Below are 19223 nucleotides of genomic sequence, written 5' to 3' on the forward strand. Positions count from 1 at the left end.
TCTCTACCTACGGTCTTAGACAGCGTAGCAAAGAACTACGCTGACCTAATTCTTAAAAACTGATTATTAATTCTAATTATTAGCTCTCAGACGTTAAGGCTATATAAGCTCAACGCTCTGAAAATTAATAGTATTACTTCGCCATGCGGTGTGGTACAGCATCAATAGCGATACCAGGACCCATAGTGCTAGATAGCGTAATCTTCTTGATGTAAACACCTTTAGAAGTAGCAGGCTTAGCACGCTTAAGATCGCTGATTAGCGCTTTAGCGTTTTGCACTACTTGCTCAGCAGTAAAACCAACTTGACCGATAGTCGCGTGGATAATACCTGCTTTGTCAACGCGATAAGTCGCCTGACCCGCTTTAGTGTTAGCAACAGCTTCTGCAACGTTAGGCGTAACCGTACCCACTTTAGGGTTAGGCATTAAACCACGTGGACCTAGGATAGTACCTAGTTGACCGACCACACGCATAGCGTCTGGAGCAGCGATAACAACGTCAAAGTCCATGTTACCAGCTTTGATTTGCTCTGCTAGGTCTTCCATACCAACGATGTCAGCACCAGCTTCTTTAGCGGCTTCAGCAGCAGCGCCTTGAGCGAATACAGCAACGCGCTTGGTTTTACCAGTTCCCGCAGGAAGGTTGGTAGCACCACGAACAACTTGGTCAGATTTACGCGGATCAACACCAAGGTTGATAGCGATATCGATAGATTCTTTAAACTTAGCAGGTGGAATCGTGTTAAGGATTTCTACTGCTTCTTCAAGAGTGTACAGTTTTTCGTGTTCAACTTTCTCTTGAATCGTTTTTTGACGTTTGGTTAGCTTAGCCATTTACACACCCTCCACGGTAATACCCATTGAACGTGCAGTACCAGCAACCGTACGTACCGCTGCGTCTAAATCTGCAGCAGTAAGATCTTTAGTTTTGGTTTTTACGATTTCTTCTAACTGCTCGCGAGTAACTTTACCCACTTTATTTACATTTGGCTCACCAGAACCTTTAGCAATCCCAGCAGCCTTACGTAGTAAGTATGCAGCTGGTGGTGACTTCATGATAAATGTAAATGATTTATCAGCAAAGACCGTGATTTCAGTTGGAATTGGTAGACCTGGTTCCATGCTAGCAGTCGCGGCGTTGAATTCTTTACAGAACGCCATGATGTTCACGCCTTTTTGACCCAAAGCTGGACCAATCGGTGGTGAAGGATTTGCTTTGCCAGCAGGCACTTGCAGTTTGATGTAACCATCAATCTTCTTAGCCATGATTTTCTCCTTGGTGGGTGATAACGCCAGTTGCTATGACTTATTTAAAAAACAATGCCTCAATAATGAGGCAGTCGTACTTTAGACAGTCACGGGCAACGCAAGCTCCCCGGTTCATGAATGTTTAGTTAAGCTTTTCGACTTTACTAAACTCAAGTTCGACCTGAGTGGGTCGATTAAATACGTTTACAGTCAATTGCAGTTTAGACTTCTCATAATCCACTTTTTCTACCAACCCTTTAAAGTCAGTAAATGGACCATCGATGACTAATAATTCTTCGCCTGGCTCAAATAAGGTCTTCGGACTTGGCACCGCTTCAGCTTGTTTGAGGCGGTTTAAAATACGGTCGGCTTCGATCTGGGTAATAGGCGCTGGATTCTCTGGTGTACCCCCAATGAAGCCCATAATACGGGGACATTCATTGACAATGTGCCAAGTACCATCGTTCATTTCCATTTGGATTAACACATAACCCGGAAAGAACTTACGCTCACTTTTGCGTTTTTTGCCGTCTTTCATTTCGACGACTTCTTCCGTGGGGACTAATACCTCACCGAAAGACTCTGCAAACTCACTACGATTAATACGCTCTGTAAGTGAGCGCTGCACTTGTTTCTCATATCCAGAAAACGCTTGGACAATATACCAACGCATGTGACGCTCCTAATTAAGACGATTTAACCGATGAATAACCCGACGAACCAAGTAAAAAAGTTATCCAATAACCAAACTATAAAGCCCACGATACCGATAACGACGATCACCTGCCACGTATTCGTGAAGGTCTCGTCTTTACTCGGCCAAGTGACTCGGCGTAGCTCGACAGCAGCATCTCTAAGGAGAATTTTAAAAGCTCTACCTTGGTGCGTCATTGCCAAACAAATCAGAGCAACAACTACTAAGACAACGATTAGTCCAATGCGAACCCATACATCGTTAGCAGGCTGCCAATAGCCGGGTAGATATTGATTGCCTAAAGTAGCTGCAATCAGAGCCGCAAAAGCAGCCAGCCAAAGCATAATATCTTTAGCTGAACTGGTTTTAGCAACTTCTACTGCCGAACCTTCTGGTGCCGGTTTGGTCTTTTTACTCAGCAAACTTCCTGCCCTCGCCTTAGTATCAGACAACTTAGTATCGAGGTCATCCTGATTGTTGCTCATAGAGAACTCGCTTCGGAGAGGGACAGATAAGGTGGTGAGATATAACAAATGTGGCAGGCGATGTAGGACTCGAACCTACAACCCTCGGTTTTGGAGACCGATGCTCTACCAATTGAGCCAATCGCCTAGGGGTGTTAAGGCTGATAATTATACAAGCTTTGCCGCATAATGCAAGTTTTAACAGGGATTTTTCTGCAATCTTTAGCTATTTTAGTAATTATTTTTGTCTATGCTCGGTGTGCTGTGGGTTTTGGCGTTAGCTAGATCTTTACAGATTTATCTTTTTTAGTGTTTTTTTGGGTCACTAGCATATAAATTTAGAATTGAAATCCCCCCCACCCCCCTTTGAGAAAGGGGGGCTTAAAAGCTTTAACCTTCTACCTCTTTAAAGATATTCGCTTTTATCTCCTCCCTTTTTTAAAGGGAGGGTCAGGGAGGGATTTTAGAATAAAAAAAAGCCGTCCTCAACAAAGAGAACGGCTTTTTAGCTAACAACTAACCGATTGCTCGGCTAGCGTCAGTTTAGCTTAGGGTTATGACTTACGCGTGAACGTTAGCAACAACACCAGCGCCTACAGTACGGCCGCCTTCACGAATAGCGAAGCGTAGACCTTTGTCCATAGCGATTGGGTGGATAAGCTCTACGCCCATCTCAACGTTATCACCAGGCATGACCATTTCAGTACCGTCTTGTAATTGGATTGCGCCAGTTACGTCAGTAGTACGGAAGTAGAACTGTGGACGATAGCCGTTTAGGAATGGTGTGTGACGACCACCCTCTTCTTTTGACAGTACGTATACTTCAGCGTCAAATTTAGTGTGAGGAGTGATTGAACCTGGCTTAGCTAGTACTTGGCCACGTTGTACGTCTTCACGCTTAGTACCACGTAGTAGTACACCACAGTTTTCGCCAGCACGACCTTCGTCTAGCAATTTACGGAACATCTCAACACCAGTACAAGTGGTTTTTTGAGTGTCACGGATACCAACGATTTCGATCTCGTCGCCAACGCGTACGATACCAGACTCAACACGACCCGTTACAACAGTACCACGGCCAGAGATTGAGAATACGTCTTCGATAGGCATCAAGAATGCTTTGTCGATGTCACGCTCAGGCTCAGGGATGTAAGTGTCTAGGATGTTAAGCAGTTCTACAACAGCTGGCTCACCGTATTGACCGTCTGAACCTTTAAGGGCTTCAGTCGCTGAACCTTTAACGATTGGCGTGTCATCACCTGGGAAGTCGTAGTCAGATAGAAGTTCACGAACTTCCATTTCTACTAGCTCAAGCAATTCTTCGTCATCAACGATGTCACATTTGTTCATGAAGACAACGATGTATGGTACGCCAACCTGACGTGATAACAAGATGTGCTCACGGGTTTGTGGCATAGGGCCATCAGTAGCAGATACTACTAGGATAGCGCCGTCCATCTGGGCTGCACCAGTGATCATGTTTTTAACATAATCGGCGTGACCTGGGCAATCGACGTGGGCGTAGTGACGCGTAGGCGTGTCATATTCTACGTGTGAAGTGTTGATCGTGATACCACGAGCTTTTTCTTCAGGAGCACTGTCAATAGCTGCGTAGTCTTTAGCTTCGCCGCCAGAAGTCTTGGCAGCTACTGTTGCGATAGCAGCAGTTAGAGTGGTTTTACCATGGTCAACGTGTCCGATGGTACCGACGTTGACATGTGGTTTTAGACGTTCAAACTTGGCCTTTGCCATGGGTATATCCTTCTGTTTATCAGGGGTCAAACACCGAATACTAAAGCAGTATGGATGTAGAACCAATTTAAGATAAGTTAATTAAAATGCTTATTGCGTATGCAATCTGTCAAATATTATAAGTAAATCGACATCAATAACAAGTCTTTTAACAAGTTATTGACGCGATCCACTTATCTAACTCAAGCAATAGTTCAACAAAACGAGATAAATTTACTCGTCGTCATCTTTAGAGTTGAATTTAGAGATGATAGCTTCTGACACTGACTTAGGCACTTCGGCGTACTTTTGGAATTCCATTGAGTACGTAGCACGGCCTTGTGACATTGAGCGAACTGATGTGGCATAACCAAACATCTCTGCTAATGGCACTTCGGCACGGATTTGCTTAGTACCGCCAGGTAAATCTTCCATACCTTGGACCATACCACGGCGACGGTTAAGGTCACCCATGATGTCGCCCATGTAGTCTTCAGGCGTTTCTACTTCAACTTTCATGATAGGCTCAAGTAGCGCAGGGTTTGCCGCCATGAAGCCTTTTTTGAAGGCGATAGAACCGGCCATCTTAAACGATAGCTCATCCGAATCGACGTCATGGTAAGAACCATCATATAACGTGGCTTTAATACCAACGATAGGATAGCCTGCCAATACACCGTTTTTCATACGCTCTTGAATACCTTTGTCGACCGCGCCGTGGAATTCTTTTGGTACCACACCACCGACAACTTTCTCTTCAAATTCGTATTCAACTTCACCAGCTGGATCAAGCGGCTCAAGTTTTAGCCATACGTGACCAAACTTACCACGACCACCAGTCTGACGTACAAATTTACCTTCTTGCTCGACTGTATTACGGATAGTCTCGCGATAAGCAACCTGCGGCGCACCGATGTTAGCTTCAACTTTAAATTCACGCTTCATACGGTCTACTAGAATCTCAAGATGCAGCTCACCCATACCACTGATGATGGTCTGACCTGATTCTTCGTCTGTATGAACACGGAATGATGGATCTTCTTTCGCCAAACGGCCAAGTGCTGTAGACATTTTTTCTTGGTCAGCTTTGGTCTTTGGCTCAACAGCTAGAGAGATAACTGGCTCTGGGAATTCCATACGCTCTAGAGTGATAACGTTGTTTTCATCACATAGAGTATCACCAGTAGTCACATCTTTCATGCCGACTAAAGCAGCGATATCACCAGCACGGATCTCTGACAACTCTTCTTGAGAGTTTGCCATCATCTGTACGATACGGCCAACGCGCTCACGCTTCATTTTAACTGGGTTATAAACGCTATCGCCTTGCTTGATCACACCAGAGTAAACACGTACGAAGGTTAAGTTACCTACGTATTTGTCATTCATAATTTTGAAAGCTAGGGCAGAGAACGGTGCTTCATCAGAAGCTACGCGAGTGCCTTCAGACTCTTCTTTGTCATCCAAAATACCACGGATAGCAGGGACTTCTTCAGGGCTAGGAAGATAACGGATAACCGCATCTAGCATCTTCTGAACGCCTTTGTTTTTGAAGGCAGTACCACAAAGCATAGGAATGATTTCGTTAGCGATAGTACGCTCACGAATGGCCGCATGAATTTGATCTTCAGTCAGCTCTTCGCCTTCTAAATAAGCATTCATTAGGTCTTCGTTAGCTTCAGCAGCTACTTCAACCAACATGCTGCGATATTCCTGAGCTTTCTCTACTAGCTCTTCTGGAATATCACGCTCTTCAAATTCCATACCTTGAGAGGCTTCATCCCAATAGATGGCTTTCATAGTAACTAGATCGATAACGCCTTCGAAATCGTCTTCTTTACCAATTGGAATAACTACTGGAATTGGGTTGCCGCCTAGACGAGTTTTAATCTGGTCCATAACACGGTAGAAGTCTGAACCAACACGGTCCATCTTGTTTACGAAAGCAAGACGAGGGACTTTATATTTGTTAGCCTGACGCCAAACAGTTTCTGACTGTGGCTGTACGCCACCAACGGCACAATAAACCATACAAGCAGCATCTAGCACACGCATTGAACGTTCAACTTCGATCGTGAAGTCAACGTGACCTGGGGTGTCAATGATGTTGATACGATGCTCTGGGAACTGTTGTGCCATTCCTTTCCAGAAACAAGTCGTCGCTGCAGAAGTAATAGTAATACCACGTTCTTGCTCTTGTTCCATCCAGTCCATAGTGGCTGACCCTTCATGGGTTTCGCCTAATTTGTGACTGACACCGGTATAAAACAATACGCGTTCAGTGGTAGTGGTTTTACCTGCATCGATGTGGGCAGAAATACCAATATTGCGATAACGCTTGAGGGGGGTTGCACGGGCCATAATATTTTCCTAATGGAATATCTTATTGTAGGTGTAATCTTCGTTGAAACTATTACTGTGTTAAAAACTATTACTGTCATTGGCTAGCACGACTGTCATCAACCTATTCAGCGCCGTAGCTGCCAAACTGGTGACCGTCTATGCACAGACAATGCCAGAGTAAATAATGCCATAGTACACAAAGAATAAAAGCCAAAGTAAAAGGTCAGGGTAGATGATTACAGTGACGCTTTTATGACGCTTAACATCGCTCTCAATAGCTGGTTAGCCTGGTCTGTTAGCTAAGCTAAAGATGACCTTTAATGAGTAAGACGATAGCAACTTGGACACTTATCTCATTTTCAGTAGAGTAACGCTGTTATCGAGGTGGGCTGTATTGGCTTAAGCTAGCCAATAGGTCGACCAAGACTATATGCGGTTTTATCCACTTAGTTTCAACTGAATGAGTAAATATAGACGCTATTAGCAGCAAATATACTACTAATAGCTATAAAGCAGGCAGTTAAAGAAGTTCTGAACAGTGAGCAGACCACAAATACGAGCCTACTCACTGCCCTATTGCTAAACGCATTTATTAAAAATGAGCATTAGTAACAGGGATTAGAAACGGTAATGAGAGAACGCTTTGTTGGCATCAGCCATACGGTGAACTTCATCACGTTTCTTCATAGCGCTACCTTTGCCATCTGCAGCATCAGCTAGTTCGCCAGCTAAACGAAGTGCCATAGACTTTTCAGAGCGCTTAGAAGCGGCCTCTGCAAGCCAGCGCATCGCTAGGGCAGTACGACGGGAGGGGCGTACTTCCATTGGCACTTGATAAGTGGCACCACCAACACGGCGGGCTTTAACTTCGACCATAGGACGAACGTTTTCTAATACTTCTTCAAAAAACTCTACTGGGTTTTCGATGCTGCGTTTTTCAGCAACAGTCTCAAGTGCACCGTAAACGATACGCTCAGCAGTAGATTTTTTGCCATCTAACATCACGTGGTTGATGAATTTGGCAATAGTTTGGCTACCGAATTTAGGATCTGGTAGGATTTCACGGGTAGCGACGACGCGACGTCTTGGCATAATAAATTTCCTTGTCTTCAGGGATGTCTGGCATTCATAGCACCCAGTGCTTAGAGCTACTAGGGTTTTGCTACCAGCCAGCCTTACTGCATGGCGGTATGCTGCCTAGAGGGCTTTTAATCTTTAATAAGATTAAGGTGACCGTTGCAACACCTATCCCATGCATAATTAATAGTAAGTGGTTACAAATTAAGCCTTAGGCTTTTTCGCACCGTATTTAGAACGACCTTGCTTACGGTCTTTTACGCCTGCGCAATCTAGAGCGCCACGAACTGTATGGTAACGTACACCTGGTAGATCTTTTACACGACCACCGCGGATTAGTACCACGCTATGCTCTTGTAAGTTATGACCTTCACCACCGATGTAGCTTGATACTTCATAGCCTGAAGTCAAACGTACACGACATACTTTACGCATGGCTGAGTTAGGTTTTTTAGGGGTAGTAGTATATACACGAGTACATACACCGCGACGCTGTGGGCACGCTTGCAACGCAGGAACTTTTGACTTTTCCTTGATGGTTTTGCGACCCTTGCGAATCAATTGGTTAGTTGTTGCCATAAGGCATCCTTCTCCCGTTCATTTATAACAAAAAAATGCGTGATTATAGTTAATAATAGCAAAACAGCTCAAAAGCTGACTTTAAGCTACTTCTTAGACGCACCCATTTTTAGGACAGTATATTATAAAGATATGTTGGCTATAATTCAACCATAAAGCGACAATTCTACTTTACATTTAAAATAATTTATGCAGTCTTGTGGCAACGACGCATAAAGGCAGCCCAACCCTTTGCTAGTATTGATTTTGCTCAGGACTTTTTGCTAACGACTTGCTAGCAATAGTCACCAACACTATTTACTAGTTATGAAAAACAAATCAGAACACTTACTCGCGTAAATGTTCTGATGATTAAAGAGTTAGTAATAACGGCTTTAATTAAGCCCGCTTGAGCTACTTGTTAGTGGGCTTCTTTGCCGCTGCAGTATCTTCTTTACCAGCGTCTTTTTTGTCTGCTGTTTTCTGCTGCGCTTTAGGGGCAGACTTACTGTCTTTAGCATTGCTGTCTTTAGCTTTTTTATCTTCAGCTGTGGTATCTGCAACTTTTGTATCTTTAGCGTCGCTCTTATTTTCAGCATCGGTTGCCTTAGACGCTTCTGGCTTAGCCTCGTCTTTTTTAGCGTCAGCAGCTTTATCCTCAGTAGACTTGTTATCGTCGGCTTTATCTTGCTTAGCTTGATCCTGATTAGCCGAGTCTTCCGCAGACTGCTTCTCTTCTGTAGACGGCTTCGCTTCCGTAGACTTCGCCTCTTCTTTAGCCGTAGACGCTTTAGCAGAATCATCTGCTATTAAACGCTTTTCTGCGCGGTCATTCGTACCGTCAGTACTGAAAGTCGCCTGCGCTACACCAATGACTTCTTCAATGAGATGACTATTATAGTGCATGCCTATAGCTACTGAAGTCACGGGCAATACTTTAGTCAACCAACGTAAACTTAAGCTGTCAATATCAAAGTTCAACTGTGAAGCAATTTTATCTACTTGCTCAACATAATAGGTTACGCTCTGATTGCTAGCGCCTACATTCTTCAATTCATTGCGCAGTCCTTGATTGTCTGCACTTGAGATTAAGCCTTTGGCTACCCCTAATCCTGCTAGTAACGCCTGCTTCTCTTGCATTTTGCTTAAGTCAGCATTAGACAGTAGCGAATAAGCTATCTGCGCGCCTTGCTTACCGGTCAATGGTTGGTCATAGACAGCAGCCGTCTGATAGATGGTACGCAAAGATACAAGTAGCAACCATAAGGTATCGGCTAGCATACCTGGCAAACCTGCTAGTCCAGTAATACCACCTAAAGTCGCTAACGCACGGTTTTGATTGGCAATATCAGTGGCTAGCGCATAACGCTCAGTGTCATTTAGCGCAGTAACATCAGTACCGTCTTTTAAGTCTAAATCGCTCCAGTTGGCTGCTAATTTGGCTACTTGAGCAAAGGCACCATCCGTCACTTGCTTAAAGACGCTATCTGGTACGACTTTCTTGGCATATTTACCATAAGTAGCAAAGCGCTTGCCTAATAGCTGCTGTGATGCCTTTAAGGTCTGTTCGCGCAATAAGTCCTGCTTTTGCGCCGCCGCTGAAAGGTCAACCGCTTGAAACTTTCTTGGATTGCTGGATTTAGTATGGACGCTATCAATAAATGAACCGACACGCTCTAAATTGTTGCGAGTCATTTTGCTAGCGATACCAAGACCTTGAGAAAGTGCGCTGCGTTTAGCCATGTTGCTGTCCTTTTTGTTTGTTATTAGCTGGATAATAAATTTATAAGGAAATAAAGTCATAAGATAAATAGTTGAGTAGCTTAGCCATTAATGATTGAGCAAAAAAAATGGAGTAGCAAATCCTCTTAAGCCATTAGCATAAGGGCTAGCCTGCCCCCTTGTCAGTGCAAACAATGTTATCACTGTTTTTAGCTTTGTATCTTAATGCAGTGCTATGTATACCTAGGCCTATAATGAGGACGACCTACCAAAAAACCAACAATCTATCCTTAGCTAGCTAATGAAATTAATAGTAATTAGCGTTATCATAGCGTCTCATAAACCAGTGTGATTAAAGTCGCGTTTACTGATATCAATAAAATACTATTACTATCCATATAATCATCATTTTTTACTTTGTGTATAACACTTATTAAACGTGCTGATTGACCGCATGGTTTAACAGTGTTCATTAGTAGTATTCATTGATAGCACTGAGTAACAGTCATCTGCTCTGCTATAAATCAAGAAATCAAGCTTGAATCATTAAGGCTATTTGCACACGGCCTCAACCCCTCACAGTTACGTCTCATTTTAGCAAAAAAAAGGATCTTATTATGCGCCGAGTCGTTATCACCGGAGCTGGCATCGTTTCCTGTATTGGCAATGATTTACCAACGGTCACCGAATCGCTCAAACAAGGCCGCTCTGGCATCCGCTTCAACCCTGTCTATGCCGAAAAAGGCTTTAAGTGCCAAGTCAGTGGCAGTATCGATAAGGAAGCGCTAGATACCAGCGTTATCGATCGCAAATTAAAGCGGTTCTTTAGCGATGCCGCCCTATTCAGTTACGTGAGTGCTTTAGCCGCTATCGAGCATGCTGGACTGACGCTAGAGGCGGTAGGTAACAACCCAAGAGTCGGCGTGGTAGCAGGCTCAGGTGGCGCTTCAACGCAAGACGTGGTCACAGCTGTAGCCGCCATGACAGAAAAAGGCCTGCGCGGCGTTGGGGCGATGGCCGTCCCTAAGACCATGAGCAGCTCGGTCTCGGCAGCACTCGCCACAGGGTTAAAAATTAAAGGCGCTTCGTACTCGCTCTCCTCAGCTTGTGCGACTTCGGTCCACTGTATCGGTCATGCTATGGAGCTGATCCAATTGGGTAAATTGGATATGGTGTTGGCGGGTGGAGGTGAGGCAGAAGACTGGACGCAGTCGTGTATGTTTGACGCGATGGGCGCGATGAGCACCCAATACAATGACACCCCTACCTTAGCTTCGCGGCCTTATGACAGTAAGCGTGACGGCTTTGTCATCGCGGGTGGTGGCGCGATGGTGGTGGTGGAGAGCTTGGAGCATGCGCAAAAACGTGGTGCGACTATCCTAGCGGAAATCGTCGGTTATGGTGCCAGCTCTGATGGCGCGCAAATGGTCGCTCCTAGTGGTGAAGGGGCGGTGCGCTGTATCCAGCAAGCATTATCGCAAGCCGGTCTACTCACTGTCGACTATATTAATACCCACGGTACCAGCACCCCGCTTGGTGATATCACTGAGCTCGATGCTATTGCTACTGCTCTGACTGACCCGCATCAAACCCCTTATCAGTCCGAGTTGGAAAACGGGAGCAAGCACAACGCAACCAACTCAGACTTACCGCCCATTAGCTCGACCAAGTCTATGACCGGTCATAGCTTAGGCGCGGTGGGTGCTCAGGAATTAATCTACTGCTTGCTGATGATGCGCGATGGCTTTATCGCTCCAAATATTAACATTGAGAGCCTCGACGCTGGTGCCAAAGACTTTGATATCGTGACCCAAACGCGAGAAGCTAAGCTGCAGACCATTATGACCAACAGCTTTGGCTTTGGTGGTACCAATGCGACCTTGATTGTCAAAAAGTTTGAGGCCTAAATGCAGCTCAATTTGGCCGCCGCATCCTTAACAGTGCCCTCAACTCATGTACCATCAAGTTGGCCGTTTGCTGGCTTGGCGGCGCATGAGTTATTACCCCATTTGCTGGCGTTGCTGTCTGCGGATACTGCTAGCACCTTGCAGCACGCCCAAGCTTGTTGGTTAAATAATGAGGGTAATCCGGTCATTGGCATCCTACCTAAGGTGGCATGGCAGGTTTATCCCGCTGGCTTCAATACGGCTAACACTGCCGCAGACACCGCTAATCAAGCACAGGCCAGTAATAAAGAGACAGCCAATAAAGACGTTGCTATCACTGTAGTTAAAACTACCCGCGCGACTGATACTAATTTAGGCCATTTTTTGCCAGTAAAAGAGTGGCGCTATGACACGACTTACCGAGAATGGATTGAGGAATTAATCGCCTATTCGCAGCGTTATGAGCAAAGTAGTCGCAGTGACAATCACAGTAACGCTGATGCTGCCGCTAGTGCCATTGAAGCCCCTAACATCAATCATTACCAACACGGCCTGATGGGCTTTATTGGTTATGATATTGCTGCCAAACAACTTAGTCCGCAGTTGAGCCCGCAGCAAGGCATTCTCTTGGCCGAACAGCCCAGTGCTTATTTAGGTCATTACGATATTTATCTCAGCCCTTGCGCTCAAGGTTGGCAGTTGACGATAGACCCTTCTGCACAAGACCTTCTACCTTCTGCCTATTACGACACTTTAATGGCTAAGTTGACTCAGCTTGACCAGCAGCTGGCCACTTCTATCTCATTAATAACCCCACCACCACTGCTGCTCACCCCTATTTGGCAATATCCGCAGTACGAGTCCGCTTTTAGCAAAACCCAAAACTATCTGTATCAAGGCGACAGCTATCAGATAAATCTCACGCAACCTTGGCAAGGCCAACGGGCTGACTTAACAGAGTCGAAAGGTGAGTCAAAACCGGCCACACTGCTCAACTATCTGCCCGCATTGCATAACAATACTAGCGCCCCTTTTGCCGGTTATGTCGGTTTGGCTGATTTTGAGCTATTAAGCTGCTCACCCGAGCTGTTTTTGGTGTTTGAAAACAGTGCAGACGGCGCTAATCATATCCGTACTAAACCTATCAAAGGCACACGTCCGCGTGGCCATGATGCTAGCAGCGACCGAGCACTGCGCGATGAGTTAGAAGCTAGCGATAAAGACCGCGCAGAGAATGTCATGATCGTTGACCTATTGCGCAATGATTTGGGCAAATACGCGCAAACCGGTAGCGTTAAAGTACCGAAACTTTTTGCCATCGAAAGTTTCAGTAACGTCCATCACTTGGTCAGCACCATTACGGCGACGATAAAAGAGAATGTGCATCCGCTGACCGTATTATTTGGCAGTTTGCCGGCAGGGTCTATCACCGGCACTCCGAAGAAACGGGCAGTAGAGATCATCGCTGAGCTAGAAGTGGCACCACGGGGCGCTTACTGCGGGACCTTAGGCTATATGAACTTTGATGGTTCCGGCCAATGGAACGTGTTAATTCGCACCTTACAGGCCAATCCTGATGGGCAGGTCAGCCTATGGGCAGGCGGCGGTATTACGGTCGGCTCGGACTGTGCGGCGGAGTATCAAGAATGTGTGGATAAGGTAGGAAATTTATTAGGGGTATTGGCCAACTCATAGCTCAGACTACGGCTAAAAATTATGCAACATAGGCAACGTATGAAACATAGGTAAAGACCGATTAAAAAAATAATCAAAAAAGGGAGGCGCTATTAACGTCTCCCTTTTGTATTGCTAATCTTCTAATACAAAAAATGCTTTTGTACCCTACAGGCTACTTTGTCTAGGCTTGTAGCGCCGCAAGCAAACGTTGGTTTTGTTCAGCAGTACCTACCGTAATACGCAAGTATTCATTGATTCGCGGTTTATTAAAATGGCGCACGATAATACCTTCCTTGCGTAGCGTAGCCGCGATTTCAGCCGCATTGCCTGCTGGCGGTCGCGCAAAGACAAAGTTGGCCTGTGACGGCAAGACGTTAAAGCCTAGCTTAATTAAACCGGCCGTCATCGTCTCACGCAAGTCGATAATATCATTGCAAACCTGCACAAAATAATCGTTATCTAGCAAACTAGCCGTAGCTCCCGCTTGGGCAAGTTTATCTAACGGAAAACTGTTAAAGCTGTTTTTCATCCGCGTCAATGCTTCGATCAAAGAGACATTACCAAAGGCCATGCCCACGCGCAGACCTGCTAGCGAGCGTGACTTAGAGAAAGTCTGCGTGACCAATAAGTTGTCATGCTCATTGATTAAGCTGACGGCTGAAACTTCTTGATCGTCATCCGCACGGGCGAAATCAATATAGGCCTCATCAATGACGATGACCGCATTAGGGTGCTCAGTGGCCAGCTTATTAATGACCTCTAACGATAGCAGCAAACCTGTTGGCGCATTAGGATTGGCAATAATCACACCGCTGCAAGGCTGGCGGTAATCGTCAGAATCGATACTAAAGTCCTGACGTAGAGGGATTTGCACCAAATCCACCCCAAAAGTCTCTGCATAAACCGGATAAAAACTATAGCTGATATCGGGGGCTAATAGCGGGCGCTCTTTCATAAAGAAGCTGGCAAAGACTAAGGCCAATACTTCGTCAGAACCATTACCAACAAAGACTTGCTCAGTTTGCAGGCCATGCAGCTCAGCTAGCGTCTGTCGTAACGTATCGGATTCTGGCGCCGGATATAGACGTAGGCTCGTCGCTTGCTCAACCAATTCAGCACTGATGGCAGCGGCTACCATGGGAGACGGTGGATACGGGTTTTCATTGGTGTTCAATTTGCACAGATTATCGTGCTGTGGTTGCTCACCCGGGACGTACGGGGTAAGGTTTTTAGCCTTAGTAGACCACAGTCTGGTGTCGATCTTATACTCACTCATTGGCAGTTCCGCTTTGATATATCACGATGACAGGAAGATCATTCAATAGGCAATGGCCAAATGTCAGACCAAAAAAGAGACCTCTGAATTCTAACACGGCAAAAAATTACTGGCGATAGCTACCCTCTGAAATTGTTAGGCTAACGTCTACTAAACGACATATAACGTCGCTTGAAAGCCACCTCAGCCACTCTTAGCAAGCGCTCTATTCGACTTTAAGAACGCAGCCTTGCAGAATGCAGCCTCAAAAAAGACAGCCTGAATATAGGCTGCCTAGTTCGCATTAAAAAACAAAGCTAAAAGTAAAAGTAGCCGCTTAAAGGTGGGCTATGCGCTAACCCATTAGCTGCGATAACGAGCCGAGCGAGCATGCGCTTCTAAATCTTCGCGTTGGGCTAGGATATCGGCAGTCTGTGCTAGTGGCTTACTGCCCGACTCGCTGCAATAGATTAGCGAGGTTTTCTTTTGGAAATCATATACCCCTAACGGCGATGAAAAACGTGCTGTGCCTGACGTTGGCAACACGTGGTTGGGACCGGCACAGTAATCGCCAATAGCTTCCGGCGTATGCCGACCCATAAAGATGGCACCCGCATGACGGATATCATTAATCACGCTATCAGGATCATCCAGGGATAATTCCAAATGCTCAGGCGCTACTCGGTTGATCACGCTAATGCCTTCAGCACGGTCTTTTACTAAGATTAAAGCGCCGCGATTCTCTAGCGCAGCACGGGCGATATCGGCTTTTGGCAACTCTGCTAAAGCTTTCTCAATCTCAGCCGCCACTTCATCGAGTTGGGCTTGACTGGTGGTCACAAAGATAGCCTGTGCGACGGTATCGTGCTCCGCTTGCGAGAGTAAATCCATCGCTAGCCAATCAGCGCGATCGCCCGCCTCCCCTTCAGCATAAACTAAAACTTCAGAGGGGCCGGCAATCATATCGATGCCCACTTGCCCGAACACGGCTCGCTTGGCTGCCGCCACGTATTTATTACCAGGACCCGTGACTTTATCGACTTGTGGAATCGTCTCAGTGCCGTAGGCTAATGCAGCAACCGCTTGTGCGCCGCCAATAGTAAATACCCGGTCAACTTTCGACAAATGCGCTGCAGCCAATACCAAGGGATTTAATTCCCCTTTCGGTGCTGGTACCACCATAATCACTTCTGGCACCCCAGCCACTTTCGCAGGGATAGCATTCATCAATACCGATGAAGGATAGGACGCTAGTCCACCGGGGACATAAATACCCACTCGGTCTAATGGCGTGACTTTCTGACCCAAACGGTTGCCCAGCTGATCCTTATATTCCCAAGTCTCTTGTACCTGACGCTGATGGAAATCTTGCACACGAGTCGCTGCAGTCGTTAGGGCTTCTTTGACCTCGGCATCCAATCCTGCGAAAGCTTCGGCTAGCGCTTCTTGTGTGAGCTCTAGCTCTGCCATCGAAGTGGCAGGATGCTGGTCAAACTGTTGCGTCAGGCTTAACACCGCCGCATCACCCGTGCTGCGAACTTGGTCAATAATATCATCTACGGTCGTCAGCAAATCTTTATCATTCACGGTCTCAAATGCGAGTAGCTCAGATAGCTGGCTGTCAAAATTGGCATCAGTGCTGGTTAGGGTGCGCATGAAGGGTCCTCTGCAAGGTAATATCTTTAATGCCACTCACAACTTAATCGACTGGTTATAGGCTGAAAAAGATTAGGCTAAAACACCACCTATAACGGTCGAATTAAAAAAGCTGTGTATGAGCTGACTTTATAAGGTCTATAGGGTAACTAAAATTATATCGGGAATAAAACGATTAAAACCAGTGTATCACGCAAGACTTAAATCTTACGCGACGCACTGGTTTAAATTTTTGATGATTGCGATAAGTTAGAGCGAACCTAGCAAATCTTATCTGATAACGGCTAGACTTTTTCTGCAATCGTCGTCTTAAAGCTCTCTAAAATTGGCTCAAGCAGCGTAAACTTACGCTTATAACTGACCGGGTTCACGATCAAGCGTGACGATACATCACAAATATGCTCAAGCGGCTCGAGACCATTGGCCCGTAAAGTATTACCGGTATCCACAACGTCGACGATTAAATCGCCTAGGCCAACCAACGGAGCCAGCTCCATAGACCCATACAGCTTGATGACATCCACTTGCTGACCTTGACTGGCAAAGTAAGCGCGCGCGACATTGACATATTTAGTAGCGACCCGCAAACGACGATTGGGTAACTCAGCGCCTTTAATCCCAGCTGTCATGAGTTTGCATTGAGCAATCTCTAAATCCAACAGTTCGTAAATATGGCTGGTACTGTGCTCAAGTAATACGTCTTTGCCCGCTACCCCGAAGTCCGCTGCGCCGTGTTCGACGTAGGTGGGCACATCGCTCGCCCGCAAAATTAATACGCGCACATCAGGATGCGAGGTCGGAAAAATCAACTTACGTGACGCTTCAACGTCTTCTAATAATTCGATACCGGCCGCTTTGAGCAGGGGCAAAGTCTCTTTGAGAATACGGCCTTTAGACAGCGCCAAGGTGAGACCATTAAAGTCATTATCAGCTTGGTTAAGCAGCTCGTTCGATTCAGTCATAGTCTGGTCAATTATTTTATTTTAAGTGATGAATGGTAATTATGGCGTAGGTTAAGCGTCTTTCTAGCAGTAATTTAATCTAGCAGTTATTTGCGGCAAAAGCTGTAGGGTGGCTTAGATGCATCAAACCCATATAAAGCGTTTAGATAGCAGGTAAGCCAACCACAATGTTGATACATGCGGTGGGTTACACTGATGCGAACCCACCCTACAACCGCTAGTATTTATTAGATAATTTCTACAATTGGCAAGCCTAAACCAAGCTCTAATCGTTACTGCTAACACGCTCGATTTTGACGCCTAAACCACGCAGTTTATTTTCAACATCTTCGTAGCCGCGGTCGATATGGTAGATACGGTCGATTAGGCTCTGCCCTTCAGCAGTAGCCGCCGCCATAACGAGTGACATAGACGCGCGTAAATCGGTCGCCATAACTGGTGCCGCTTCAAATCTTTCCACACCTTTTACAATAGCGGTATGGCCGTCTACTTTAATATTCGCGCCCATACGCTCAAGCTCAGGGACGTGCATATAACGGTTTTCGAAGATATTTTCGATAATAGTACTGGTACCATCGGCCAAACAACAAACCGCCATTAACTGGGCTTGCATGTCCGTTGGGAAACCAGGATGCGGCTGCGTACGGATATCTACTGGCAAGGGACGGCCTTTCATTTGCGCGCGAATCCAATCCTCACCTGTGCTAATAACCGCGCCCATCGCTTCGAACTTTTTCAAGACCGGCAGCAACAGTTCTGGACGGGTATGTTTAGTTAACACATCGCCCTCAGTCATCAAGGCGCCCGCTAGATAAGAGCCGGTCTCGATGCGATCAGGGACTACCGAGTACTCACAGCCGTGTAAAGACTCAACGCCTTCGATAGTCATATTTGCAGTGCCGATACCATCAATCTTGGCACCCATAGCGACTAGCATATTGGCCAAATCAACGACTTCTGGCTCACGCGCACAGTTCTCTAAGCGAGTTGTACCTTTAGCTAATGCTGCCGCCATAATGACGTTTTCAGTACCGCCCACGGTCACCATATCAAAGCTGTATTCACAACCAATCAGCTTGCCACCTTTAGGAGCTTTAGCTTTGACATAGCCATTTTCAACTATGATTTCAGCACCCATCGCTTCAAAAGCTTGCAAATGCTGATCGACCGGACGCGAACCAATAGCACAACCACCAGGTAATGATACTTCCGCTTCGCCAAAACGCGCCAGCAATGGGCCCAATACTAAGATAGAGGCGCGCATCGTCTTCACTAAGTCATACGGCGCGTAGAAACTATCAATAGTTTTGGTGTTACACGTGACCGTATTGCCTTCTTTGCTAATGACGATACCCATGCCTGAGATCAACTTGATAAGCGTCGTCACATCTTGTAGGGACGGGACATTGTGTAAAGTCGTCGGGGTCTCTGCCAAAATCATAGCGGCTAGCAATGGCAACGCCGCGTTTTTGGCGCCAGAAATAGTGACTTCACCGGAAATACGGCCGGTACCAGTAATTAAAAATTGATCCATAAGGGGTTCCAAAGCTAACTAAAATGAAAATAAAACGGCAGACAATCAAAGGGTGGCACTAATTGGGGTCAGTAGTTATTGACCCGCTTGCTGCGCATCCCACTCTGCCGGTGTTAGCGCTTGAATATTTAAGGCATGGATATCGCCATTAGCAATCTTTTCATTGACTAAACCATAGATCGCTTGCTGACGCTGCACACTACGTTTGCCTTCAAAGCTAGCATCTACGACGCGCACGTCAAATTTGTTACCTTGGTTGGCGGCTTGAATAAAAGCGCCGGGGAAATGCGGCTGTAAAAAGGCGATTAAGTCGTCAGCATTCATGCTCATGGGGATTACCTGTGATGTTTAGAATTGAAATAATTAGCGATTATACCAAGAGATGGGCATCACGTCTTGTACCGCTGCACAGTCG

At 46.0% G+C, this 19223-nt stretch carries 16 protein-coding genes and 1 tRNA gene; 2 read left to right on the forward strand and 15 right to left on the reverse strand.

All coding sequences use genetic code 11. The features are described from left to right. Nucleotides 1-133: 133 nt before the first annotated feature. The 10 genes from rplA to ACZ2XM_RS13415 form a co-directional block, all read right to left on the reverse strand. Nucleotides 134-835 carry a 50S ribosomal protein L1 gene (gene rplA / locus ACZ2XM_RS13370; RefSeq protein WP_490589747.1) on the reverse strand — a complete coding sequence of 234 codons (702 nt, stop codon included), beginning with the start codon at nucleotides 833-835 and terminating at the stop codon, nucleotides 134-136. Continuing rightward, entirely contained in the window at nucleotides 836-1267 is a 432-nt protein-coding gene (gene rplK / locus ACZ2XM_RS13375) for a 50S ribosomal protein L11 (protein WP_490589746.1), read from the reverse strand. A gap of 124 nt (nucleotides 1268-1391) precedes the next feature. Continuing rightward, nucleotides 1392-1922, reverse strand: coding sequence for a transcription termination/antitermination protein NusG (gene nusG, locus ACZ2XM_RS13380; RefSeq protein ID WP_490589745.1), 531 nt, complete (start codon nucleotides 1920-1922; stop codon nucleotides 1392-1394). Nucleotides 1923-1945: 23 nt separating this feature from the next. Then, nucleotides 1946-2428 (reverse strand): preprotein translocase subunit SecE, encoded by a 483-nt coding sequence (gene secE, locus ACZ2XM_RS13385; protein WP_490589744.1) that lies wholly within the window; start codon nucleotides 2426-2428, stop codon nucleotides 1946-1948. 51 nt (nucleotides 2429-2479) lie between these two features. Next, nucleotides 2480-2555 (reverse strand) — tRNA-Trp (locus ACZ2XM_RS13390). A gap of 413 nt (nucleotides 2556-2968) precedes the next feature. Continuing rightward, nucleotides 2969-4159: an elongation factor Tu gene (gene tuf / locus ACZ2XM_RS13395; RefSeq protein ID WP_490610537.1), complete on the reverse strand. Its 1191-nt coding sequence runs from the start codon at nucleotides 4157-4159 to the stop codon at nucleotides 2969-2971. Nucleotides 4160-4372: 213 nt separating this feature from the next. Then, nucleotides 4373-6499 (reverse strand): elongation factor G, encoded by a 2127-nt coding sequence (fusA, locus tag ACZ2XM_RS13400; protein ID WP_490589653.1) that lies wholly within the window; start codon nucleotides 6497-6499, stop codon nucleotides 4373-4375. A gap of 600 nt (nucleotides 6500-7099) precedes the next feature. Next, nucleotides 7100-7573, reverse strand: coding sequence for a 30S ribosomal protein S7 (gene rpsG / locus ACZ2XM_RS13405; protein WP_490589652.1), 474 nt, complete (start codon nucleotides 7571-7573; stop codon nucleotides 7100-7102). A 189-nt stretch (nucleotides 7574-7762) separates the two neighbouring features. Continuing rightward, complete coding sequence (gene rpsL / locus ACZ2XM_RS13410) at nucleotides 7763-8137, reverse strand: 30S ribosomal protein S12 (protein ID WP_025646352.1); 375 nt, start codon at nucleotides 8135-8137, stop codon at nucleotides 7763-7765. Between the two features lie 393 nt (nucleotides 8138-8530). Continuing rightward, nucleotides 8531-9859, reverse strand: coding sequence for an EcsC family protein (locus ACZ2XM_RS13415; protein WP_490589651.1), 1329 nt, complete (start codon nucleotides 9857-9859; stop codon nucleotides 8531-8533). 596 nt (nucleotides 9860-10455) lie between these two features. Between ACZ2XM_RS13415 and ACZ2XM_RS13420 the strand changes: the two genes are divergently transcribed. Beyond that, nucleotides 10456-11745, forward strand: a complete 1290-nt coding sequence (locus ACZ2XM_RS13420; RefSeq protein WP_490589650.1) for a beta-ketoacyl synthase N-terminal-like domain-containing protein — start codon at nucleotides 10456-10458, stop codon at nucleotides 11743-11745. After that, complete coding sequence (locus tag ACZ2XM_RS13425) at nucleotides 11746-13419, forward strand: anthranilate synthase component I family protein (RefSeq protein WP_490589649.1); 1674 nt, start codon at nucleotides 11746-11748, stop codon at nucleotides 13417-13419. 163 nt (nucleotides 13420-13582) lie between these two features. On the opposite strand, the gene hisC is transcribed toward ACZ2XM_RS13425, so the two are convergent. The 5 genes from hisC to ACZ2XM_RS13450 form a co-directional block, all read right to left on the reverse strand. Next, nucleotides 13583-14677, reverse strand: a complete 1095-nt coding sequence (gene hisC, locus ACZ2XM_RS13430) for a histidinol-phosphate transaminase (RefSeq protein ID WP_490589648.1) — start codon at nucleotides 14675-14677, stop codon at nucleotides 13583-13585. A gap of 342 nt (nucleotides 14678-15019) precedes the next feature. Continuing rightward, nucleotides 15020-16312, reverse strand: coding sequence for a histidinol dehydrogenase (gene hisD, locus ACZ2XM_RS13435; RefSeq protein ID WP_490589647.1), 1293 nt, complete (start codon nucleotides 16310-16312; stop codon nucleotides 15020-15022). Between the two features lie 284 nt (nucleotides 16313-16596). Continuing rightward, entirely contained in the window at nucleotides 16597-17274 is a 678-nt protein-coding gene (gene hisG / locus ACZ2XM_RS13440; RefSeq protein ID WP_490589646.1) for an ATP phosphoribosyltransferase, read from the reverse strand. A 265-nt stretch (nucleotides 17275-17539) separates the two neighbouring features. After that, nucleotides 17540-18808 (reverse strand): UDP-N-acetylglucosamine 1-carboxyvinyltransferase, encoded by a 1269-nt coding sequence (gene murA / locus ACZ2XM_RS13445; RefSeq protein WP_490589645.1) that lies wholly within the window; start codon nucleotides 18806-18808, stop codon nucleotides 17540-17542. 75 nt (nucleotides 18809-18883) lie between these two features. Then, complete coding sequence (locus tag ACZ2XM_RS13450) at nucleotides 18884-19138, reverse strand: BolA family protein (RefSeq protein WP_490589644.1); 255 nt, start codon at nucleotides 19136-19138, stop codon at nucleotides 18884-18886. Nucleotides 19139-19223: the final 85 nt, after the last annotated feature.

The organism is Psychrobacter sp. CoH-33_TS_01 (assembly GCF_058189395.1).

Excerpts from the sequence above, each read along its gene's own strand:
- rplA (WP_490589747.1), bottom strand. The coding sequence starts at position 835 with ATGGCTAAGCTAACCAAACGTCAAAAAACGATTCAAGAGAAAGTTGAA.
- rplK (WP_490589746.1), bottom strand. The coding sequence starts at position 1,267 with ATGGCTAAGAAGATTGATGGTTACATCAAACTGCAAGTGCCTGCTGGC.
- nusG (WP_490589745.1), bottom strand. The coding sequence starts at position 1,922 with ATGCGTTGGTATATTGTCCAAGCGTTTTCTGGATATGAGAAACAAGTG.
- secE (WP_490589744.1), bottom strand. The coding sequence starts at position 2,428 with ATGAGCAACAATCAGGATGACCTCGATACTAAGTTGTCTGATACTAAG.
- tuf (WP_490610537.1), bottom strand. The coding sequence starts at position 4,159 with ATGGCAAAGGCCAAGTTTGAACGTCTAAAACCACATGTCAACGTCGGT.
- fusA (WP_490589653.1), bottom strand. The coding sequence starts at position 6,499 with ATGGCCCGTGCAACCCCCCTCAAGCGTTATCGCAATATTGGTATTTCT.
- rpsG (WP_490589652.1), bottom strand. The coding sequence starts at position 7,573 with ATGCCAAGACGTCGCGTCGTCGCTACCCGTGAAATCCTACCAGATCCT.
- rpsL (WP_025646352.1), bottom strand. The coding sequence starts at position 8,137 with ATGGCAACAACTAACCAATTGATTCGCAAGGGTCGCAAAACCATCAAG.
- ACZ2XM_RS13415 (WP_490589651.1), bottom strand. The coding sequence starts at position 9,859 with ATGGCTAAACGCAGCGCACTTTCTCAAGGTCTTGGTATCGCTAGCAAA.
- ACZ2XM_RS13420 (WP_490589650.1), top strand. The coding sequence starts at position 10,456 with ATGCGCCGAGTCGTTATCACCGGAGCTGGCATCGTTTCCTGTATTGGC.
- ACZ2XM_RS13425 (WP_490589649.1), top strand. The coding sequence starts at position 11,746 with ATGCAGCTCAATTTGGCCGCCGCATCCTTAACAGTGCCCTCAACTCAT.
- hisC (WP_490589648.1), bottom strand. The coding sequence starts at position 14,677 with ATGAGTGAGTATAAGATCGACACCAGACTGTGGTCTACTAAGGCTAAA.
- hisD (WP_490589647.1), bottom strand. The coding sequence starts at position 16,312 with ATGCGCACCCTAACCAGCACTGATGCCAATTTTGACAGCCAGCTATCT.
- hisG (WP_490589646.1), bottom strand. The coding sequence starts at position 17,274 with ATGACTGAATCGAACGAGCTGCTTAACCAAGCTGATAATGACTTTAAT.
- murA (WP_490589645.1), bottom strand. The coding sequence starts at position 18,808 with ATGGATCAATTTTTAATTACTGGTACCGGCCGTATTTCCGGTGAAGTC.
- ACZ2XM_RS13450 (WP_490589644.1), bottom strand. The coding sequence starts at position 19,138 with ATGAGCATGAATGCTGACGACTTAATCGCCTTTTTACAGCCGCATTTC.